Origin of the sequence: Bradyrhizobium sp. CER78, from assembly GCF_029846235.1 — a bacterium.
Taxonomy (GTDB): Bacteria; Pseudomonadota; Alphaproteobacteria; order Rhizobiales; family Xanthobacteraceae; genus Bradyrhizobium.
Genome location: NZ_JARVWP010000005.1, coordinates 196,137 through 213,716, shown reverse-complemented (window position 1 = coordinate 213,716; position 17,580 = coordinate 196,137). Strand labels below are relative to the sequence as shown.

Below are 17,580 nucleotides of genomic sequence, written 5' to 3'. Positions count from 1 at the left end.
GAGGTCGCCCTTCAGGTCCCGGGATTCTCGACCTTCCATTCGTGCTCGAAGACGTGCCCGTCGGTATCCTTGGCCTCAGCACGGAAGTGCTTGGCGCCGTTCGAGACGTAGGTGAAGCGGATGTTGGGGTCCTCGGAAATCGAGATTCCGCCCTCCATGGCCAGCACCGGACTGTCGTCCTGCCAGATGTGCAGCTCGTTGACGAAGAAGGCCGGGATATAGAGCTGCGTGACCTGGTCCATCTGCAGGCCTGAATTGTTCGGATGCCCGATCATGATCTGGGCTTCCCGCGTGCTGGTCGCCGGCCCCTGTTCGGACTTTGTGAATTGCCGGTAGCGCATCTGGCCGAGGTGATTCTTGGCTTCCTCGACGTTCTTGCCGGCCGGTGCCGAGCAGCCGCCGGATGCCTTGACGTAGACCTTGCTCACATAGAGCTTGCCGTCGCTGAGCTCCGCGACGGCGTGCACGTTGGTGTAATTGTTGACGCGGACGCGGGTCGAGATCTCGGTGACGTTGGCGTCCGGCCCGAGCGTGAATTTCGCGGCCATCGGTGCGGGATTTTCGTCGATAACAAGGGTGATGGCGACGACGCGGCGGCTGTCGCTAGGTTGCAGCTTGGTGCGCAGCGTTACCGGAACGATCGCCGCGTCCTCCGCGCGCGCCGGCATCTCGATGCCGATGACATCGTTGCCGTCATTCATCGGACGATTGCTGAAGATGTCCTGGACGAGGCCCGGCCAGGGATCATAGGTCTCGGCCGCGGGCGCGGCCGGTGTGCCCAGCACGATCGCAAGCAGGCTGGCGATGCAGAGCAGGCGGGCGCGGTGTCCGGTCATGTTCACGAGATCCTATGCAGTCGCATTATCATAGGACCAACAGCTACTCCCATTCAATTTCCGAGAATGCTGCAGTTGCGTTGCGGGCGTTGTAGTCATCGAACAATTGCCAGCGCGGCCGCTCAGCTGCCCCGGCATGCTCCGCCGCAGCCGTGATCGGCTTGCCGCTTTTGACCAGCGCGCGCACATCCGTGGCCAGCGTCTCGAGATAACGCCGTTCGTCGGCGAGCGCCGCAGGCCATGCGCTCACGGGTCCGTGACCGGGAACCACGCGCTCGGCGGGAATCGCCGCGAGTTGATCGAGTGCGCGCAGCCAGCCCTTGAGGCTGCCGTCGACCACGGGAATATGCTCGAGGAATACCATGTCGCCGGCGAACAGGGTCCCGCTGCGCTCATCGAAGACGGTGAGGTCGTTGTCGCTGTGGGCGGGCGGCCAGGCTTTCAGAGTGAGGCTCCGTCTGCCGAGGTCGAGCTTCAGCGTGTCCTCGACCAGCACGGTCGGTGGAATGATCCGCACCTCGTCGATCAAGGCATCGCCCATGGTCCGCCGAAATCCGTCGAGATAGAATTGCCCGCGCGCTGCCAGCGCGCGGGGCAAGGCCTTGTGGCCGACAAAGCTGGTCCCGTCGCCGACGAACGCCGCGTTGCCGAAGCTGTGGTCCGGATGCGCGTGGGTGTTGATCACGTAGCGGATCGGCTTGTCGCTATGGCTGCGCACCGCGGCGCGCAGTTGCCGCCCTTCGCGGAGGCTGCCGCCGGTGTCGATGACGGCAACGGCACTGTCGCCGATCACGAAGCCCACATTGGCGATGGCGCCTTCGTTCTCGCGCGTCATCAATGCAGTGACGCCGGTGTGAACGAAGATTCCGGGGGCGACTTCGCTCACAGGCAATTCCGCCTCTTGCGCCCGCGCTATGGTCGGCGCCCAAAGCATCAGGAGCAGCGCAAGCACCGAACCGCCATGAGCCATGTTTCCGCCTCAGTTTCTCCGGGACGCGCGAACGATGTCGTCTCACGTCCGTTTGCGCTGCAACAAGCAACGCGGCGCCGTCGCGATCATTATCCCTGTTGCACGTCATGCTTTGCCGGGCAATTGCTTGATGACGGTGACCTGTCCGCTCAAGAGGAGACCGCGTAATGAGAGTTGTCGGATGCCGTTCAGTCCTGTTCGCGCTTGTCGGCTTTATCGCCTGTCTCGCCGGCCGCGACATCGCGCGTGCGCAGGTCAATGAGCAGGGCGAACTCTCCATCGAGCTGGTCGATCCCAAAGTGCTCCGCATCTGTGCCGATCCGCGCAACCTGCCGTTCTCGAACGACAAGGGCGAGGGTTTTGAGAACAAGATCGGCGAGCTGTTCGCTGAGAAGCTGCAGAAGAAGCTGGATTACATGTATTTCCCGCAGGCGACCGGCTTCGTGCGGGTCACCCTCGGCTCGCATCGCTGCGACGTGATCATGGGATTTCCGCAGGGCGACGACCTCGCGCAAGGCACCAATCCGTATTACCGTACGGCCTATGCGATCGTCGCCAAGCCGGGCAGCGGATTGGACGAGGTCACGACGCTCGAGGATGAGCGGCTGAAGGGCAAGCATATCGGCATCGTCGCCGGAACGCCGCCGGCGACCAACATGGCCATCAACGGGCTGATGGGCAATGCGAAGCCTTATCCGCTGATGATCGATACGCGCTACGATTCCTCGGCCGAGGCGATGATGAACGATCTCGAAAAGGGCGAGATCGATGCCGGCATCCTGTGGGGGCCGATGGCGGGCTTCTATGCCAAGAAGGCGAACCCGCCGCTGCATATCACGCCGCTGGTCAAGGAGACCACGGGACCAAAGCTGGTGTATCGCATCGGCATGGGCGTGCGCGGGTCCGACCAGAACTGGAAGCGGCAGCTCAACCGCCTGATCCAGGAGAACCAGCCAGCGATCAACAAGATCTTGCTCGACTTCGGCGTTCCACTGCTTGACGAGAACGACCGTCCGATCGGGCCGGAGACCGCAACCAAGTCGCCATGATCAGACTCGCGGTCATGGTGGCGGTGTTGGTGGTCGCCGCTTCGCCTGTCTGCGCGCAGGACCAGCCCGCAGAGCCTGAGGGGTACCGCACCGAGGATTACCGCGCACCGGTGCCGGCCACGCTTGCCGGCGCACGCGTGCTCACGACGGAGGAAGCGGCAGCGATCTGGCGCGACAGGTCCGGTGCCTTCGTCGATGTGCTGCCACGCGCGCCGAAGCCTAAACTGCCGGTCGGCACGGTGTGGCGCGAGCGGCCGCATCGCGACATCCCCGGCAGCATCTGGCTGCCTGACACCGGCTACGGCAGGCTTGCCGCGTCAACCGAGGACTATCTGCGGCGCGGCTTGGCGCGTGCCTCCGGGGACGACAGAGCAAAGTTGCTTGTGATCTACTGCCAGGAGAGTTGCTGGATGTCGTGGAATGCGGCCAAGCGCTTGCTCTCCTACGGCTACCGCAACGTGGCGTGGTATCCGGAGGGAACCGACGGATGGGAACGGGCCAAGCTGCCGCTGGCGGATGCGGAGCCCGAGCCGCGCGAGGGCGAGCAGTGACGCCGTCCTCGGCACGGCCAGGAAAACGTTCCAGCGCATACGCTCCAGCGCGTTATTTCTCCCTGTCGAGCTTGTCGATGGTCTTGCCGCCGTCGCTGTCCGACGCGGTGAACGTCACCTTGTCACCGGCGTGGAAGGCTTCGAGCGACTGTCCCTTGGGCACCTTGTATTCCTGAATCGCAGCGCCGGTCGCGCCCACCGTGCCGCTCTGCGTCTGCTGGATCGAGATGGTGCTGCGCAGTCGGTCAATCTTGGTGACCATTCCCGACATGGATTGCTGGGCCAAAGCCGCTGAGGTGATCAGGCTCGCAGCGGCGAGGCTGGTCATGACGATCTTGGCTGCTCTCATCGAGGTCTCCCAAATTCAGATATAGTTGGAGACAACGAACGGGGAGCGCGGTTGGTTCCGGGTCGGTGCGGCCCAAAGGAGGCACTGAGGCGGCAGGTTTAATGTTCGCCGGCGCGATCGGTCGCAGGCCTCAATCCAGTTCCTGCTGGATGGTGCGGCTGAGCGCGAACAGGCGCTGATCGATGGTGGTCGGCACCTCGCAGACGAATTTCACCACCCGCCCGCGGTCCTCGAAGATCCGCGTCTCCCAGACCAGCTGGTTGCCGAGTTCGTCGACCTTGGCCTGGTCCGGCGGGGTGGCATCCTGCAGCGCCTGCAGCTTGACCGTATCGTCGCGGATCTTCTCCGCGGCCTCGCGCTGCTTGCGCATCACGCGCTCGAGCCCGTTCATGACCGAGGCGCGCTGCCCGTTGAGCGTATCGAACAGGCCCGCGAACAGCAATTTTCCCGCATTGGCCTTGTCCGCCGCGGCGGCCTGCAGGAACTCGGTGATCTGCTTCTGCGCATCCTCGAGCGGGACGCGGCGCGCCGCGAGCTTGGTCGCGAGTGCACTGATCTTCGGATCGTCCCTCCATTTGGTCTCGGCATCGCCGAGCGGCGGCCCGGCCCAGACCGCGGCCAGCGAGATCTCGGGCACCTTGGCCTGTTGGCAGGGCCAGTCCGGATAGCGCGGGTCCGCGGCCGATGCGACCTGGCTCGACAGCACCATCGCGAGCAGCGCGCCAAGTCCCGTTCGCCAGCGTGTCATGCCTCGCCTCCGCCGGGTCCGCGGCGCACCAGGCCGCGCGATGGATCGTAAGCCAGGATCGCGCCGATCATGAACACCACCGTGCAGCCGCCGACCACCGCGAGCGAAACCCAGTTCATCTTGCCATAGAGCGCAAACCGGATCAGCTCCACCACGTACGTGAATGGGTTGCACTGGCAGACATAATACAGCATCGGGCTGCCTTCCTGCACCCGCCAGAGCGGGTAGAGGGCCGACGAGGCAAAGAACATCGGGAAGATGACAAAGTTCATCACGCCGGCGAAATTCTCGAGCTGCTTGATGCTGGCCGAGATCAGCATGCCAAGCGCGCCGAGCATCAGGCCCGACAGCATCAGCGCCGGAAGCACGGTGAGGTAGCCGATGGTCGGCGGCGTGATGTCCCAGAACCACGCGATCAGCAGGAAGGTGTAGACCTGCAGCAGCGACACCGCGGTGCCGGCGAGCAGCTTGCAGAACAACAGATAGCCGCGCGGCAGCGGGCTGACCAGCAGCGTGCGCATGTTGCCCATCTCGCGGTCGTAGACCATCGACAGCGAGGATTGCATGCCGTTGAACAGCTGGATCATCGCCATCAGGCCGGGCGCGATATAGACCTCGTAGAGAATGTAGGTCTCATAGGGCGGGATGATCGAGATGCCGAGCACCTGACGGAAGCCGGCCGCGAAGATGAACAGCCAGACCAGCGGCCTGACCAATGCCGAGACGAAGCGCTCGCGCTGATGCAGGAAGCGCAGCGCCTCGCGCCAGACAATGCCGTTCAGGCAGACGATGTATTCCGACACCGAGAAGCCGCTTCGCTCAGTTGTGACCGTCGTGCTGCTCATGTTGGCGGTTTTCCGGTGAGGGTTGCCGTTCCGGTCAGGCGCATGAACGCGGTGTTGACGTCCTGGGCGCCCGCGTCCGCGATCACGCGCGACATCGGGCCGTGCGCCAGCATCCGCCCCTGATGCAGCACCACGAGGTCGTCGCCCGGCACGATCTCGTCGAACAGATGCGTCGCCCAGAGCACGCCGATGCCCTGTTCGGTGACGAGCTGGCGGACATGGTCGAGAATGTCGGCGCGCGCCTTGACGTCGAGCCCGACGGTGGCCTCGTCGAGCAGCAGCAGCCGCGGGCGATGCAGCAGCGCGCGGGCGATCTCGAGCCGCCGCATCTGACCGCCCGAGAGATCGCGCACCTTACTGGTTGCGCGGTCGGCAAGGCCGATGCGCGTGAGCACCTCACCACTGCGCAGCCGCGCCTCGCGCCGTGAGATGCCGTGCAGCGCGGCGTGATAGAGCAGATTCTGCGTCAGCGACAGATCAAGATCGAGCGTGCGCGGCTGGAACACGACGCCCATCAGCCGTAACGCTTCACCCGGCGTTCGGCTGATGTCGTGGCCGAAGATCTTGATCTGGCCGTTCTGGATGCCGAACAGCCGCGTCACCAGCGAAAACATCGTGCTCTTGCCGGCGCCATTGAGGCCCAGCAGCGCGGTGAAGCTCGCCGGTGCGACCGTGAAATTGACATCAATCAAGGCGCGCCGTGGACCGTAGCTGTGGCTGACATTGCCGATCGACAGCGCCGGCTGCGCGGTTGCTGCAGGACTTGCATCCGGCGAGGGCTGGCTCGCAATATGGGCGTCGGTTGCGGTCATGGCTGCGCGATCGTGATCCCCCAGGGCAATTCGCCGACCTGAATGGTCTTGATCACCTTCTGGGCCGCGACGTCGATCACCGAGACGTCGTTCGAAACGCCGTTGGTGACCATCAGATATTTCTCGTCGGGGGTGAAATCCATGTGCCAGACGCGCTGGCCGACCAGCAGATATTTGAGCACCTTGTGGGTCGCACCGTCGACCACCGCGACGCGGTTGGCGGGGCCGAGCGCAATGAACGCGGTCTTGCCGTCCTTGGTCATGCCGATGCCGACTGGCTGGATCGCCTCGTTGCGCAGGCCCGGGATTTCGAAGGTGATCTTGCCCGTCACCTCGCGCTTGACCGGATCGATGATCGACACCGTGCCGCCGATCTCCGAGGAGACCCACAATTCGGAGCCGTCGCGCTTGAACTGGGCGAAGCGCGGCCGCGAATCGACCAGCACATTGCCGACGATCTGGCGCGTCGTGGTGTCGATGAAATGCGCCATGTTGGTGGTTTCGGATGTGTTGATCAGGATCTTGCCGTCCGGGCTGATCGTCATGCCCTCGGGCTCGACGCCGACCTGGATGTCGCCAAGCCGGGCGCGCTTCTCGAGATCGATCACGGTGACCGTGTTGTCGTTCTCATTGGCGACATACATGGTCTTGCCGGCGGCATCCTGGGTGAACAATTCCGGATCGGGACCGGAGGGCAGGGTGTCGACGATCTCCTGGGTCTTGGTGTCGATCACCTGGATCGTGTCGTCGTCGCCGACCGCGACCATCACGAACTTGCCGTCGCGCGAGAACTCGATGCCGCGCGGCCGCTGGCCGACCTTGATGGTTTTCGTCACCGTCCAGCTATCGGTGTCGATCACCGTGACGGTGTTGCCCTTTTCGTTGGAGACATAGGCAACGAAGGCGGACGCCGGTGTCGCGGCAAGCCAAACCAGCATCCCGGTCAACAGACAGCGGCGCCACATACGTTTCATCTCCCTCACTGCAGCTTGCACTTCGTTTCAGGCCGGTCAACTCCGAGCGTGTCGAGCTCGGAGACCTGATGCAGGAAACCTTCCTGCGGCGAGACCGAAACGACCATACGACCATCGGCCAGCAGGATCGGCTGGCGGAGCTGCAGATTCCAGTCTCGCAGGGTCAGTCGCGTGCCCTTGAAGGCCGCGATCGAGAAATCCTTGCCCTTGAGGAAGGCGATGACCTTTTTTGGGTCCCCCGAATTGGTGCGGGACGTGGCTTCCCCGATCATGCGCGCGGCGGTCCAGGACTGCATGTCGAGCGCGGTCATGCGGCGCATGTTCAGCTTGACGAAGCGGTTCTGGATCTGGACGGCGCCCCATTGGTCATGCGCCGCGTCCCAGCTGGTCGGCACCAGGCCCGCCGACCCGGCGACTGGCCGCGGGTCCCAGGTCCGGTAGGGCAGATAGTTCGCGAACACCTCACTCTCGTCGGCGGCGACCAGCACGTCGTACGCCGGCGCCTGCTGCGTGAACACCGGCATTTGACGCTGGATCAGCGTCACGCCAGAGTCGGTGCGGCGCGCGCCGCCGGTGTCCTCGAAGGTCCGTTCCTGGACGATCTTGGCGCCGAAGCGCGTGGCGGCGCGGCGCAACGCGTCGGCATAGAGCTTGTCCTGATCGTGCGAACCAGTCACCAGCAGCCAGCGCTTCCACTGCTTCCACACCAGGTACTGGCCGAGCGCGTCCGCCAGCATCGAGCGGGTCGGCGCGACATGGATGACGTTGCCGCGGCAGTCCTGCTCGCGCAGCCGGTCGTCGATCGCGCCCGCGTTCAGCAGAACGGTGCCGCGGTCGCGCAGCGCGTCGGCGACCCTGAGCAGGGCGTCGGCGGGCAGGTCGGTGATGATGTAGTCGTTGTGGCCGGCGAGATCGGTCGCGACCTTGGCGACATCGTCGCTGTCCTTGACCTTGACCTCGTCGAGCGCGAAGCGCTGGTTGAGGAATTTCCCGGTCGTGTTGTTGTCCTCGATCGCGAGGCGCGCGCCGGCGATGCCGTCATTGTCGGCCGGCTGTTCGACCAGCGAGAGCGTCGATTTGATGCCGGCATGGCCGAGATAGCCGATATGGATCACGACTGGATCAGCCGCCAATGCGCCGGTCGCCACCATGCTGAGCGCGATCGTGCCGATCAGCCATCGGAACATAACTCCTCCCGCAATCTTTCTTCACCGGGCATGGCATTGTCGGGCCATGCGTTGAGATGCAAGATGACGAAATTGGCCTGGCTTGCAACCCCGCTTTTCGTCGTTGCGAGGTTACAAATTTCGATTGGTTCGCAATGATGAGATCAGCATCTGCCTTTGTCGTATCCCTGCTGGTGATGTCTGCGGCCGCGCGCGCCGAGCCGCCGAAGCTCGCGGTGTTCGACCTCGAGATGATCGACACCAGCCTGCAAGGGGAGATGAACGGGCCGCGGACCGACGAACAGGCGCGACTGCTCCGCACCGGCGATCAGGTGCGCAAGCAGCTCGCGGACTCCGGCAAGTTCCGCGTGATCGACATCGCGCCCGTCAATGCTGCGGCGCACGGCAGCAATCTTCAGGCCTGCGGCGGATGCGACGTGAAACTGGCCGGCGAGCTCGGCGCCGACCTTGCGATGACGGGCGTGGTGCAGAAGGTCTCCAACCTGATCCTCAACATCAATCTCTATCTGCGCGACGTGCACACCGGGCAATTGGTGGCCGCAGCAAGCGCCGACATGCGCGGCAACACCGACGAATCCTGGTCGCGCGCCACCGACTACCTCGTGCGCAACCGCCTGCTTGCGCCGAACTACGGCGCCCCGCAGGCACGATGAGCGACGGTTGCTTGGATGATTTCTGAATATTAGAAACTTACGCCTGAGTTGCCCGACGTGTCAAGCCGTCTGGTCGAACGCCGGAACCGGCTACTTTGCATGGGGTTGTTTTCGACATTTTGGTATCACGCCGCTTTCGCGCGGGAAGTATCACGCTTTCAGCCGCGCGGCGTGCCAGTGCAGATGATCGGCCATGAAGGTCGAGATGAAGTAGTAGCTGTGGTCGTAGCCCGGCTGACGCCGCAAGTTGAGGGGGATGTCGGCCTTCTCGCAGGCGGCCTTCAACAGCTCGGGCCGCAGCTGTTCGGTGAGGAAGCCGTCGGCGTCGCCGTAATCGACCAGCAGATCGGAGAAGCGGGCGCCGTCCTCGATCAGCGCCACCGCGTCGTGTTTGCGCCACGCCTGCTTGTTGCTGCCGAGATAGCCGCCGAGCGCCTTGTTGCCCCACGGCACCTGCGACGGCGCCACGATCGGTGCAAACGCACTTGCCGCGCGATAGCGATCGGGATGGCGCAACGCCGCGGTCAGCGCGCCATGACCGCCCATGGAGTGACCGAGGATCGATTGCCGCGTCGTATCGACCGGGAATTGCTCGGCGATCAGCTTCGGCAATTCCTCGGTGACGTAGCTCCACATCCGGTAGTTGGTCGCGAACGGCTGCTCCGTCGCATCAACATAGAAACCGGCGCCGAGGCCAAAATCGTAGGAATTGGCGGGATCACCGGGGACGCCTTCGCCGCGTGGGCTGGTATCCGGTGCGACGAAGATCAGGCCGAACTCGGCGCAGGCCTGGCGGAATTCACCCTTCTCGGTGACGTTGGCGTGCGTGCAGGTCAAGCCCGACAGGTAGGTGACGACAGGCAATTTGGCGCCGGCCGCATGCTCCGGGACAAACACCGAGAAGGTCATGTCGGTCTTGGTCTCGCGGCTGGGATGGCGGTAGACGCCCTGCGTGCCGCCATGCGACTTGTTCTGGGAAACCGTCTGCATCGTCGTATTCCTCTGTGTTGGTGCGCGGCGTCAGCCGACGCCGCTCTCGATCGCCAGGCGCACCAGCTCGGCCGAAGTGCGCACGCCAAGCTTCTGGCGCATGATCGATGACGTGTTCGCGACCGTCTTGTAGGACGAATGGACCAGCCAGGCGATCTCCGACAGGCTCTTGCCGGAACTGAGCAGGCGCAGGATCTCCATCTCGCGCGAGGTCAGCTTGGAAAGCGGATTCTGCGCAAAGCCCGGCCGCGCAAAGGCGACGTTGCGTGCGATCGCCGGCGGCAGATAGACGCCGCCATTGCCGACCTCGCGCACCGCCTCCACCAGATCGTTGGGATCGCCGGTCTTCGAGACGTAGCCCTTGGCCCCGATGTCGATGGCGCGGGCGGCGAACACCGGGTCGTCGTTCATGCTGAACATGATGAGGCGCGCGGATGCATCACGGGTCAGGATGCGCCGGGCCAGCTCGAAGCCGGAGACGGTCGGCAGGTTGATGTCGATCACGCAGAGATCGGGCTTCTCCGCGACGAAAGCCCGCTCACCGCTTTCGGCATCCGCGGCTTCGAGCAGGGTGATCTCGGGATCGTCGGCGAACACGGTGCGACAACCGGAGGCAACGATGGGATGATCGTCAACGATCAGAATGCGCATGGTGCTGTTCCGGCGACCTCATCGATTCACGCGTCATCACATCGGCTTGCGCGAAGAACACCTCGGTTCCGACCGGTTGTGCACCTCGCACGGGATTGCGATAGGGTGCGATTAGATAGCCGGGCAAATTTGGCTGTCAACGATCCTCTCGGAGGAGGGATCGCGGTCGGGGGCAACGTCATGTGGCAAAAGCTATCCTTGCGCGCACGTATCAACCTGTTGCTGGCGCTGATACTCGCGCTTGGATTAGGCATCAATATCGCGCGGCTGGCGTTCGAGGCGGGACCTCGCGTTCACGCAGAAGATCAAAGTGTTATCCGGCTCGCGCGCGAGTTTGTTGCTGCGATCGTGGCCGGTCTCGACGAGGCGCCGGATCCCGATGCGCGGCTCGATCAGATCGTCGAGGATCTGAGCCGGCTGCGCCATGTCAGCATCACGCGGCAGGATGACGCGGCCGCAATATCCCCCGAGCGTCCGCAGGACGCCGGCGATCCGCGCGCCCCGCCGGAGTGGTTCGTCGCGCTGGTCCATCCCGAGCAGACCTCGGTGCGGGTGCCGATCTCGGTTCACGGCAAGCCGCAATCGCTTGTCATCACCTCGCATCCCGACGACGAGATCGCCGAGATCTGGGACGGCATCGTTACCCAGCTCGAGATCGGCTCCGCGATCGCGGTGGCGCTGCTGCTGGTGACCATGCTGGTGGTCGGTCGTGCACTGGCGCCGCTCGAGGCGCTCTCGCAGGCCATGACCGGCATCGAGGCGGGGGATTACGAGGCACGGGTCGAACCCGGCGGATCGCCTGAATTGGCTGCGATCTGTGCCAAACTGAACCATTTGGCGGCGACGCTTGGCGAGGCTGTCGACAGCAAGCGGCAACTCGCCGAACGCGCGGTCTCGCTGCAGGATTCCGAACGCAAGGAGATCGCGCGCGAACTGCACGACGAGTTCGGGCCCTATCTGTTTGCGCTGCGCGCGCATGCCGGTGCGCTGACCCGGCTGTCGGAGATGGACAGGGCGGACCCTGCGGCATTGCGCAAGCACGGCAACGCCATCCTCGAGCAGGTCAATGCGCTCCAGCAGTTCACTCGCCGCATCCTGGAGCGATTGCGGCCGGTGGGACTGGCCGAGCTCGGGCTTGCGGAAGCACTCGGCGCGCTGGTGCGGCTGTGGAGCGAGACGCACCCGGAGGTGGAGATCGAGAGTAACGTGTCGCCTGATCTCGGCGATAGCGGAGAGATGGCCGATTTGACGATCTACCGCATCGTCCAGGAAGCGCTCACCAACGTGTTCCGCCACGCCGGCGCGACGGCAGTCGCTATCACGATCGAGCCTGTCGAGCGGCAGGCCGGCCTGCGCGGAAGCCGCCGCGGCGCGCTGGTGCGGGTTCGCGACAATGGCCGCGGCATGCTCGCCGATCACAGGTTTGGCCGCGGCTTGACCGGCATGCAGGAACGGATCCTCGCGCTCGGCGGCACGCTCAAAATCGACTCCTCCGATGACGGGGTGACGGTCGAAGCGCTGGTGCCGAAGGCTACTACCGCGGCCAGTATCTGAAAGCGGCCCACATCAGCGCCAGTGCACCGGCGATCCAGAGCACGATGATTGCGATCATCCCGGCGCGGCTGATCGGTCGTTGCAATACCGCGCTGGCCTCGGCGCGGCATTCCGCCATCACCTCGTCCGGAACGAGCGCGATCGCGAGCCAGATTCCAAGCGGCAGCAGGATCAGATCGTCGAGATAGCCGAGCACCGGGATGAAATCCGGAATCAGATCGATCGGAGACAGCGCATAGGCCGCCACCGCGATCGCCACGGCCTTGGCGTACCATGGTACGCGCGGGTCACGCGAAGCGAGATACAGCGCAACACTGTCCCGCTTGAGATTGCGGGCCCAAGCCTTGATTGAGGACAGCTTGATTGATGAGGGTTTGAAGGTCGACAGCATGGCGTGACGCCTGCACGCCAGACGGAAACGCTACTCCAGCACCACGTCGACCGGCATGCCGCTGTGCAGACCCTTGTGGACGGACGATGGCGCGATGCCGAAATATTTCCGGAATACGCGGCTGAAATGCGAAGAGCTCGAGAAGCCCCAGGAGAAGGCGACATCGGTGATGGTCTTGCCGTTCTGGGATTCCAGCTCCTGCCGGCAATTCTGTAGCCGGGCCTTCCAGATGTAGTCGCTGACTGTCATGCCGCGATCGCTGAACAGCATGTGCAGATACCGTTTCGAGCAGCCGAGCGCCGCGGAGATGCGGTCGATGCAGAGATCGGGATCGCGCAGGTGCTCGCGGATGAAGCCCTGGGCCCGCACATAGGTCGCTTCGGCGCTGCCGCGGTCGAACATGACGCCGGTTTCGCGCAGCGGCAGCAGCAGCAAATCGATGAGCGCATCGGCGACGCCGACCGCATTGACCGGGGTCAGCGTCGGCGCCTCGCCGAACGCGGCGTGCACGAAATCATAGGCGATGCGGCCGGTGCCGTTGCGCGCCGAGAGCTTGCACGGCGCCATCTTCGAGAGCTGGAAGCCGCGCTCCTTGAGCAGGTCCTTCGGCACGATGACGACCTCGTGACGGGTCAGGGACGGGCTGATGATCGTATGCGGACAAGACACGTCGTAGGCGAAGCAGTCGCCCGGCATGATGTCGAAGTGCAGACCGTCCTGCTCGAAATGCGAGACGCCGTGGGTCTGGAAGACGATCTTGATGTACGGATGCTCGCTCAGCTTGATGCGCGAGATGGTATGCGCGATCCGGTGCTGGCTTGCCTCGATCTGGCACAGCTTCAATCGCGAGACCGTCGTGAAGTTGATGCGGCCCTCGAGCGAGGATCCTTCCAGCGCATCGACGTCGAACTGACCACAGAGGTCAGTGAGCGCATCCGACCAGCGCTGGATTTGCCGCTTGGGCGTCAATCCGTTCGTGCTGAGTGAATGGACTGTATCGGACATCTTTCCAGCCACCGATTCGATCCCCAACGCGACTGCTCACCGAGCTCAATCTGGCCCGGGATGATGCGCCTTCTCCCTGATTCTGAACAGCTTAGGGAGGTGGCGGGATTTCTTCCCGGTTAATGTCGGGTGATCCTCCGACTTAGTTCTGGCCTCGTCAAGCGCAACCTTAGAACGCGTCAACCTGGCGCTTCGAATGCGCCGGCCGCGATTGATGCCCTGCAGCATGAAGCAAACTTTGCCACCCATTCGGGGCGGACCCTGAAAAATCTGTCGCAGCTTCGCTTTTGAGCAAACGGCTCTTCTCTATTGGGCAAGTCAGCGGGGTTCGATCGGACTACGACTGGGACACCAAAATGGAAGAAGTGGGGCCGTTTCGGCGGAAACCCTTGAGCTCTTGAACCTGGGAGGAAATCCACGATGCGCAAGATGCTTTACGCGACTGGCCTTGGGGCAATGGCGGTGTTTGCCGTCGGAGCTGCCAGCGCCAATGACGAACTCCACAAGATGTCGCAGAACCCGAAAGACTGGGTGATGCCGACCGGCGACTACAACAATCAGCGTTACTCGAAGCTGAATCAGATCAACGCCCAGAACGTCGGAAAGTTGCAGGTCGCCTGGACGTTTTCGACCGGCGTGCTGCGCGGTCACGAAGGCGGACCGCTGATCATCGGCGACATGATGTACGTGCACACCCCGTTCCCGAACAAGGTCTACGCTATTGACCTTTCCAAGGACAATCAGATCGTCTGGAAGTACGAGCCGAAGCAGGACCCGAACGTCATTCCGGTGATGTGCTGCGACACCGTCAATCGCGGCGTTGCCTATGGCGACGGCAAGATCATCCTGCATCAGGCCGACACCACGCTGGTCGCGCTCGATGCGAAGACCGGCAAGGTTGAGTGGAGCGTCAAGAACGGCGATCCGAGCAAGGGATCGACCGGTACCTCGGCGCCGATGGTCATCAAGGACAAGGTCCTGGTCGGCATCTCCGGCGGCGAGTTCGGTGTCCAGGCCCACATGACGGCCTACGACCTCAAGACCGGCAAGCTGGTCTGGCGCGGCTTCTCGGAAGGTCCGGATGACCAGATCCTGGTCGACGACAAGACCACCGAGCTAGGAAAGCCGATCGGCAAGGACTCCAGCCTGAAGACGTGGCAAGGCGATCAATGGAAGATCGGCGGCGGCGCGACCTGGGGCTGGATCTCCTACGATCCCGAACTGAATCTCGTGTACTACGGATCGGGCAATCCCTCGACCTGGAATCCGAAGCAGCGTCCCGGCGACAACAAGTGGTCGATGACGATCTGGGCACGCAACCCGGATACCGGCGTCGCCAAGTGGGTCTACCAGATGACGCCCCATGACGAATGGGACTATGACGGCGTCAACGAGATGATCCTCTCGGATCAGTCGATCGACGGCAAGCCGCGCAAACTGCTGACGCACTTCGATCGCAACGGCCTCGGCTATACGCTCGATCGCGCCACCGGCGAACTGCTGGTCGCCGACAAGTATGATCCGAAGGTGAACTGGACCTCCGGCGTCGACATGAACAAGAGCTCGCCGACCTATGGTCGTCCGAAGGTTCTCGATGCAGCGTCGACCGACAAGGCCGGCGAAGACCACAACGTCAAGGGCATCTGCCCGGCGGCGCTGGGTTCGAAGGACGAGCAGCCGGCGGCCTACTCGCCCGACACGCAACTGTTCTACGTGCCGACCAACCACGTCTGCATGGACTACGAGCCGTTCAAGGTGAGCTATACCGCAGGTCAGCCCTATGTCGGCGCGACGCTGTCGATGTATCCGCCTCCCGGTGAGACCAACATGGGCAATTTCATCGCCTGGGACGGAAAGACCGGCAAGATCGTGTGGTCGAACAAGGAGCAGTTCTCGGTCTGGTCGGGCGCGCTCGCAACGGCCGGCGGCGTGGTGTTCTACGGCACGCTGGAAGGCTACCTAAAGGCAGTCGACGCGAAGACGGGCAAGGAGCTCTACAAGTTCAAGACTCCGTCCGGCATCATCGGTAACGTCACCACCTATGAAAATGGCGGCAAGCAGTACGTCGCGGTTCTGTCGGGTGTTGGTGGTTGGGCAGGCATCGGCCTCGCGGCCGGTCTGACTGATCCGACCGCCGGTCTTGGCGCAGTCGGCGGCTATGCGGCGCTGAGCAACTACACCGCGCTTGGTGGAACGCTCACCGTGTTCTCGCTGCCGCAGCAGTGAGCTGAGCAAGCCTCGTTCCGGCGCATGGGGCGATCTCCATGCGCCGGTCCGTCTTCAATCCGCACGCGAGGATATGCTTTTGCGTAAGATCTGGTTTGTGACTGCTGCGATCTTCGTCGTGGCAATGGGAGGAGTTGCCTCTGCCGAAGCTCCCGGCGACCCGACTGCGGTCAAATCCGAGGACGGCAAGTATCTCGATAAGGACGGTAACCCGACCTACAAGGTTGCACCTGATGGGACCGTGGATTGGTACACCTATTCCGGATATCGCCGATACCATTCGGAATGCCACGTTTGCCACGGGCCCGACGGTATGGGTTCGACGTACGCGCCTGCGCTGAAGGACTCGCTGAAGAGCATGAACTATGCCGATTTTCTCGGCGTGGTCGCGAGCGGACGCAAGAACGTCTCGACGTCGCAGGAGAACGTCATGCCGGCGTTCGGCGACAATCCGAACGTTGCTTGCTACATGGACGACCTCTATGTGTACCTGCGCGCTCGTTCCAATGATGCAGTTGAGCGCGTACGGCCGGCCAAGCACGAAGACAAGTCGGAAGCCTACGGTAAGGCGGAAGATGCCTGCATGGGCCACAACGACAAGAAGTGAGCGTGACCGGCGCGAATGACAAACCTGTTTGATGTTTTGTGGAGACCAAGATGAAGACCCGCGCCGCAGTCGCATTCGAAGCAAAGAAGCCGCTTGAGATCGTCGAGCTCGACCTGGAAAGCCCCAAGGCCGGCGAGGTCCTTGTCGAGATCAAGGCGACGGGCATCTGCCACACCGACGCCTACACACTCGACGGCTTCGACAGCGAAGGCATCTTCCCCTCGATCCTCGGGCATGAAGGCGCTGGCATCGTTCGCGAGGTCGGCGCCGGCGTGACGTCGGTGAAGCCGGGCGATCATGTGATCCCGCTCTACACGCCCGAATGCCGCCAGTGCAAAAGCTGCCTGAGCCAGAAGACCAATCTCTGCACGGCGATCCGCGCGACCCAGGGCAAGGGCGTGATGCCCGACGGCACCTCGCGCTTCAGCTACAAGGGCAAGACGGTCTTCCATTACATGGGCTGCTCGACCTTCTCGAACTTCACCGTGCTGCCCGAGATCGCGGTCGCCAAGATTCGCGAGGACGCGCCGTTCGACAAGAGCTGCTACATCGGCTGCGGCGTCACCACCGGCGTCGGTGCGGTCGTCAACACCGCCAAGGTGACGCCGGGCGCCAACGTCGTCGTGTTCGGCCTCGGCGGCATCGGCCTCAACGTGATCCAGGGCGCCAAGATGGTCGGCGCCGACAAGATCATCGGCGTCGATATCAACGACTCCAAGGAAGCGTGGGGCAAGCAGTTCGGCATGACGCATTTCGTCAACCCGACCAAGGTGAGCGGCGATATTGTTCAGCACCTGGTGGGCCTGACCGACGGCGGCGCCGACTACACCTTCGACTGCACCGGCAACACCAACGTGATGCGCCAGGCGCTGGAAGCCTGTCACCGCGGCTGGGGCGTCTCGGTCGTGATCGGCGTCGCGGAATCCGGCAAGGAGATCGCAACCCGGCCATTCCAGCTCGTCACCGGGCGGGTGTGGAAGGGCACCGCGTTCGGCGGCGCGCGCGGCCGCACCGACGTGCCGAAGATCGTCGACTGGTACATGAACGGAAAGATCCAGATCGATCCGATGATCACCCATGTGCTGAAGCTCGACGAGATCAACAAGGGCTTCGACCTGATGCACGAGGGCAAATCGATCCGTTCGGTCGTCGTATTCTGAAATCAAAACACCAAGCACTAGG

The 17,580-nt window shown here is 63.3% G+C and carries 19 protein-coding genes; 7 read left to right on the top strand and 12 right to left on the bottom strand.

The window, feature by feature from the left end; translation table 11 throughout:
* Positions 1–11: 11 nt before the first annotated feature.
* Both QDT69_RS12650 and QDT69_RS12645 read right to left on the bottom strand, forming a co-directional pair.
* Positions 12–836, bottom strand: coding sequence for a quinoprotein dehydrogenase-associated SoxYZ-like carrier (locus QDT69_RS12650; protein WP_279706869.1), 825 nt, complete (start codon positions 834–836; stop codon positions 12–14).
* Positions 837–879: 43 nt separating this feature from the next.
* Positions 880–1,806: a quinoprotein relay system zinc metallohydrolase 2 gene (locus tag QDT69_RS12645; protein ID WP_279706868.1), complete on the bottom strand. Its 927-nt coding sequence runs from the start codon at positions 1,804–1,806 to the stop codon at positions 880–882.
* 167 nt (positions 1,807–1,973) lie between these two features.
* On the opposite strand from QDT69_RS12645, the gene QDT69_RS12640 reads away from it, so the two are divergent.
* On the top strand, positions 1,974–2,855 hold the full coding sequence (locus QDT69_RS12640; RefSeq protein ID WP_279706867.1) for a substrate-binding domain-containing protein: 882 nt from the start codon (positions 1,974–1,976) through the stop codon (positions 2,853–2,855).
* A gap of 14 nt (positions 2,856–2,869) precedes the next feature.
* The gene (locus tag QDT69_RS12635; RefSeq protein ID WP_279707116.1) at positions 2,870–3,406 is read left to right on the top strand and encodes a PQQ-dependent catabolism-associated CXXCW motif protein; all 537 of its coding nucleotides are present in this window, start codon (positions 2,870–2,872) and stop codon (positions 3,404–3,406) included.
* Positions 3,407–3,458: 52 nt separating this feature from the next.
* Here QDT69_RS12635 and QDT69_RS12630 read toward each other — a convergent pair whose 3' ends face one another.
* From QDT69_RS12630 to QDT69_RS12605, 6 genes are all read right to left on the bottom strand, one after another.
* Positions 3,459–3,755 (bottom strand): copper-binding protein, encoded by a 297-nt coding sequence (locus QDT69_RS12630; protein WP_279706866.1) that lies wholly within the window; start codon positions 3,753–3,755, stop codon positions 3,459–3,461.
* Between the two features lie 130 nt (positions 3,756–3,885).
* Positions 3,886–4,503, bottom strand: coding sequence for a hypothetical protein (locus QDT69_RS12625; RefSeq protein WP_279706865.1), 618 nt, complete (start codon positions 4,501–4,503; stop codon positions 3,886–3,888).
* Positions 4,500–5,348 carry an ABC transporter permease gene (locus QDT69_RS12620; protein ID WP_279706864.1) on the bottom strand — a complete coding sequence of 283 codons (849 nt, stop codon included), beginning with the start codon at positions 5,346–5,348 and terminating at the stop codon, positions 4,500–4,502. Before QDT69_RS12620 ends, QDT69_RS12625 begins: the two co-directional genes overlap by 4 nt.
* Positions 5,345–6,160 (bottom strand): ABC transporter ATP-binding protein, encoded by an 816-nt coding sequence (locus QDT69_RS12615; RefSeq protein ID WP_279706863.1) that lies wholly within the window; start codon positions 6,158–6,160, stop codon positions 5,345–5,347. Before QDT69_RS12615 ends, QDT69_RS12620 begins: the two co-directional genes overlap by 4 nt.
* Positions 6,157–7,134 carry a YVTN family beta-propeller repeat protein gene (locus tag QDT69_RS12610; RefSeq protein ID WP_279706862.1) on the bottom strand — a complete coding sequence of 326 codons (978 nt, stop codon included), beginning with the start codon at positions 7,132–7,134 and terminating at the stop codon, positions 6,157–6,159. Before QDT69_RS12610 ends, QDT69_RS12615 begins: the two co-directional genes overlap by 4 nt.
* A 5-nt stretch (positions 7,135–7,139) precedes the next feature.
* Positions 7,140–8,321, bottom strand: a complete 1,182-nt coding sequence (locus QDT69_RS12605) for an ABC transporter substrate-binding protein (RefSeq protein ID WP_279706861.1) — start codon at positions 8,319–8,321, stop codon at positions 7,140–7,142.
* Positions 8,322–8,458: 137 nt separating this feature from the next.
* On the opposite strand from QDT69_RS12605, the gene QDT69_RS12600 reads away from it, so the two are divergent.
* On the top strand, positions 8,459–8,974 hold the full coding sequence (locus QDT69_RS12600; protein ID WP_279706860.1) for a DUF3280 domain-containing protein: 516 nt from the start codon (positions 8,459–8,461) through the stop codon (positions 8,972–8,974).
* A gap of 150 nt (positions 8,975–9,124) precedes the next feature.
* Here QDT69_RS12600 and fghA read toward each other — a convergent pair whose 3' ends face one another.
* Both fghA and QDT69_RS12590 read right to left on the bottom strand, forming a co-directional pair.
* A complete protein-coding gene (gene fghA / locus QDT69_RS12595) occupies positions 9,125–9,964 on the bottom strand; it encodes an S-formylglutathione hydrolase (RefSeq protein ID WP_279706859.1) in 840 nt (279 codons plus the stop codon).
* Between the two features lie 30 nt (positions 9,965–9,994).
* Positions 9,995–10,615: a response regulator transcription factor gene (locus QDT69_RS12590; protein WP_074125352.1), complete on the bottom strand. Its 621-nt coding sequence runs from the start codon at positions 10,613–10,615 to the stop codon at positions 9,995–9,997.
* Positions 10,616–10,795: 180 nt separating this feature from the next.
* Here QDT69_RS12590 and QDT69_RS12585 point away from each other — a divergent pair, with 180 nt between their 5' ends.
* Positions 10,796–12,169, top strand: a complete 1,374-nt coding sequence (locus QDT69_RS12585; protein ID WP_279706858.1) for a histidine kinase — start codon at positions 10,796–10,798, stop codon at positions 12,167–12,169.
* On the opposite strand, the gene QDT69_RS12580 is transcribed toward QDT69_RS12585, so the two are convergent.
* The gene (locus tag QDT69_RS12580; protein WP_279706857.1) at positions 12,150–12,560 is read right to left on the bottom strand and encodes a YkvA family protein; all 411 of its coding nucleotides are present in this window, start codon (positions 12,558–12,560) and stop codon (positions 12,150–12,152) included. The genes QDT69_RS12585 and QDT69_RS12580 overlap by 20 nt on opposite strands.
* A gap of 30 nt (positions 12,561–12,590) precedes the next feature.
* Complete coding sequence (locus QDT69_RS12575) at positions 12,591–13,565, bottom strand: helix-turn-helix domain-containing protein (RefSeq protein WP_279706856.1); 975 nt, start codon at positions 13,563–13,565, stop codon at positions 12,591–12,593.
* Positions 13,566–13,985: 420 nt separating this feature from the next.
* Here QDT69_RS12575 and xoxF5 point away from each other — a divergent pair, with 420 nt between their 5' ends.
* The 3 genes from xoxF5 (at position 13,986) to QDT69_RS12560 (ending at position 17,558) form a co-directional block, all read left to right on the top strand.
* Complete coding sequence (gene xoxF5, locus QDT69_RS12570) at positions 13,986–15,791, top strand: lanthanide-dependent methanol dehydrogenase XoxF5 (protein ID WP_279706855.1); 1,806 nt, start codon at positions 13,986–13,988, stop codon at positions 15,789–15,791.
* A 124-nt stretch (positions 15,792–15,915) separates the two neighbouring features.
* Entirely contained in the window at positions 15,916–16,398 is a 483-nt protein-coding gene (locus tag QDT69_RS12565; protein ID WP_050419327.1) for a c-type cytochrome, methanol metabolism-related, read from the top strand.
* A gap of 50 nt (positions 16,399–16,448) precedes the next feature.
* Positions 16,449–17,558: an S-(hydroxymethyl)glutathione dehydrogenase/class III alcohol dehydrogenase gene (locus tag QDT69_RS12560; RefSeq protein ID WP_279706854.1), complete on the top strand. Its 1,110-nt coding sequence runs from the start codon at positions 16,449–16,451 to the stop codon at positions 17,556–17,558.
* Positions 17,559–17,580 lie beyond the last annotated feature (22 nt).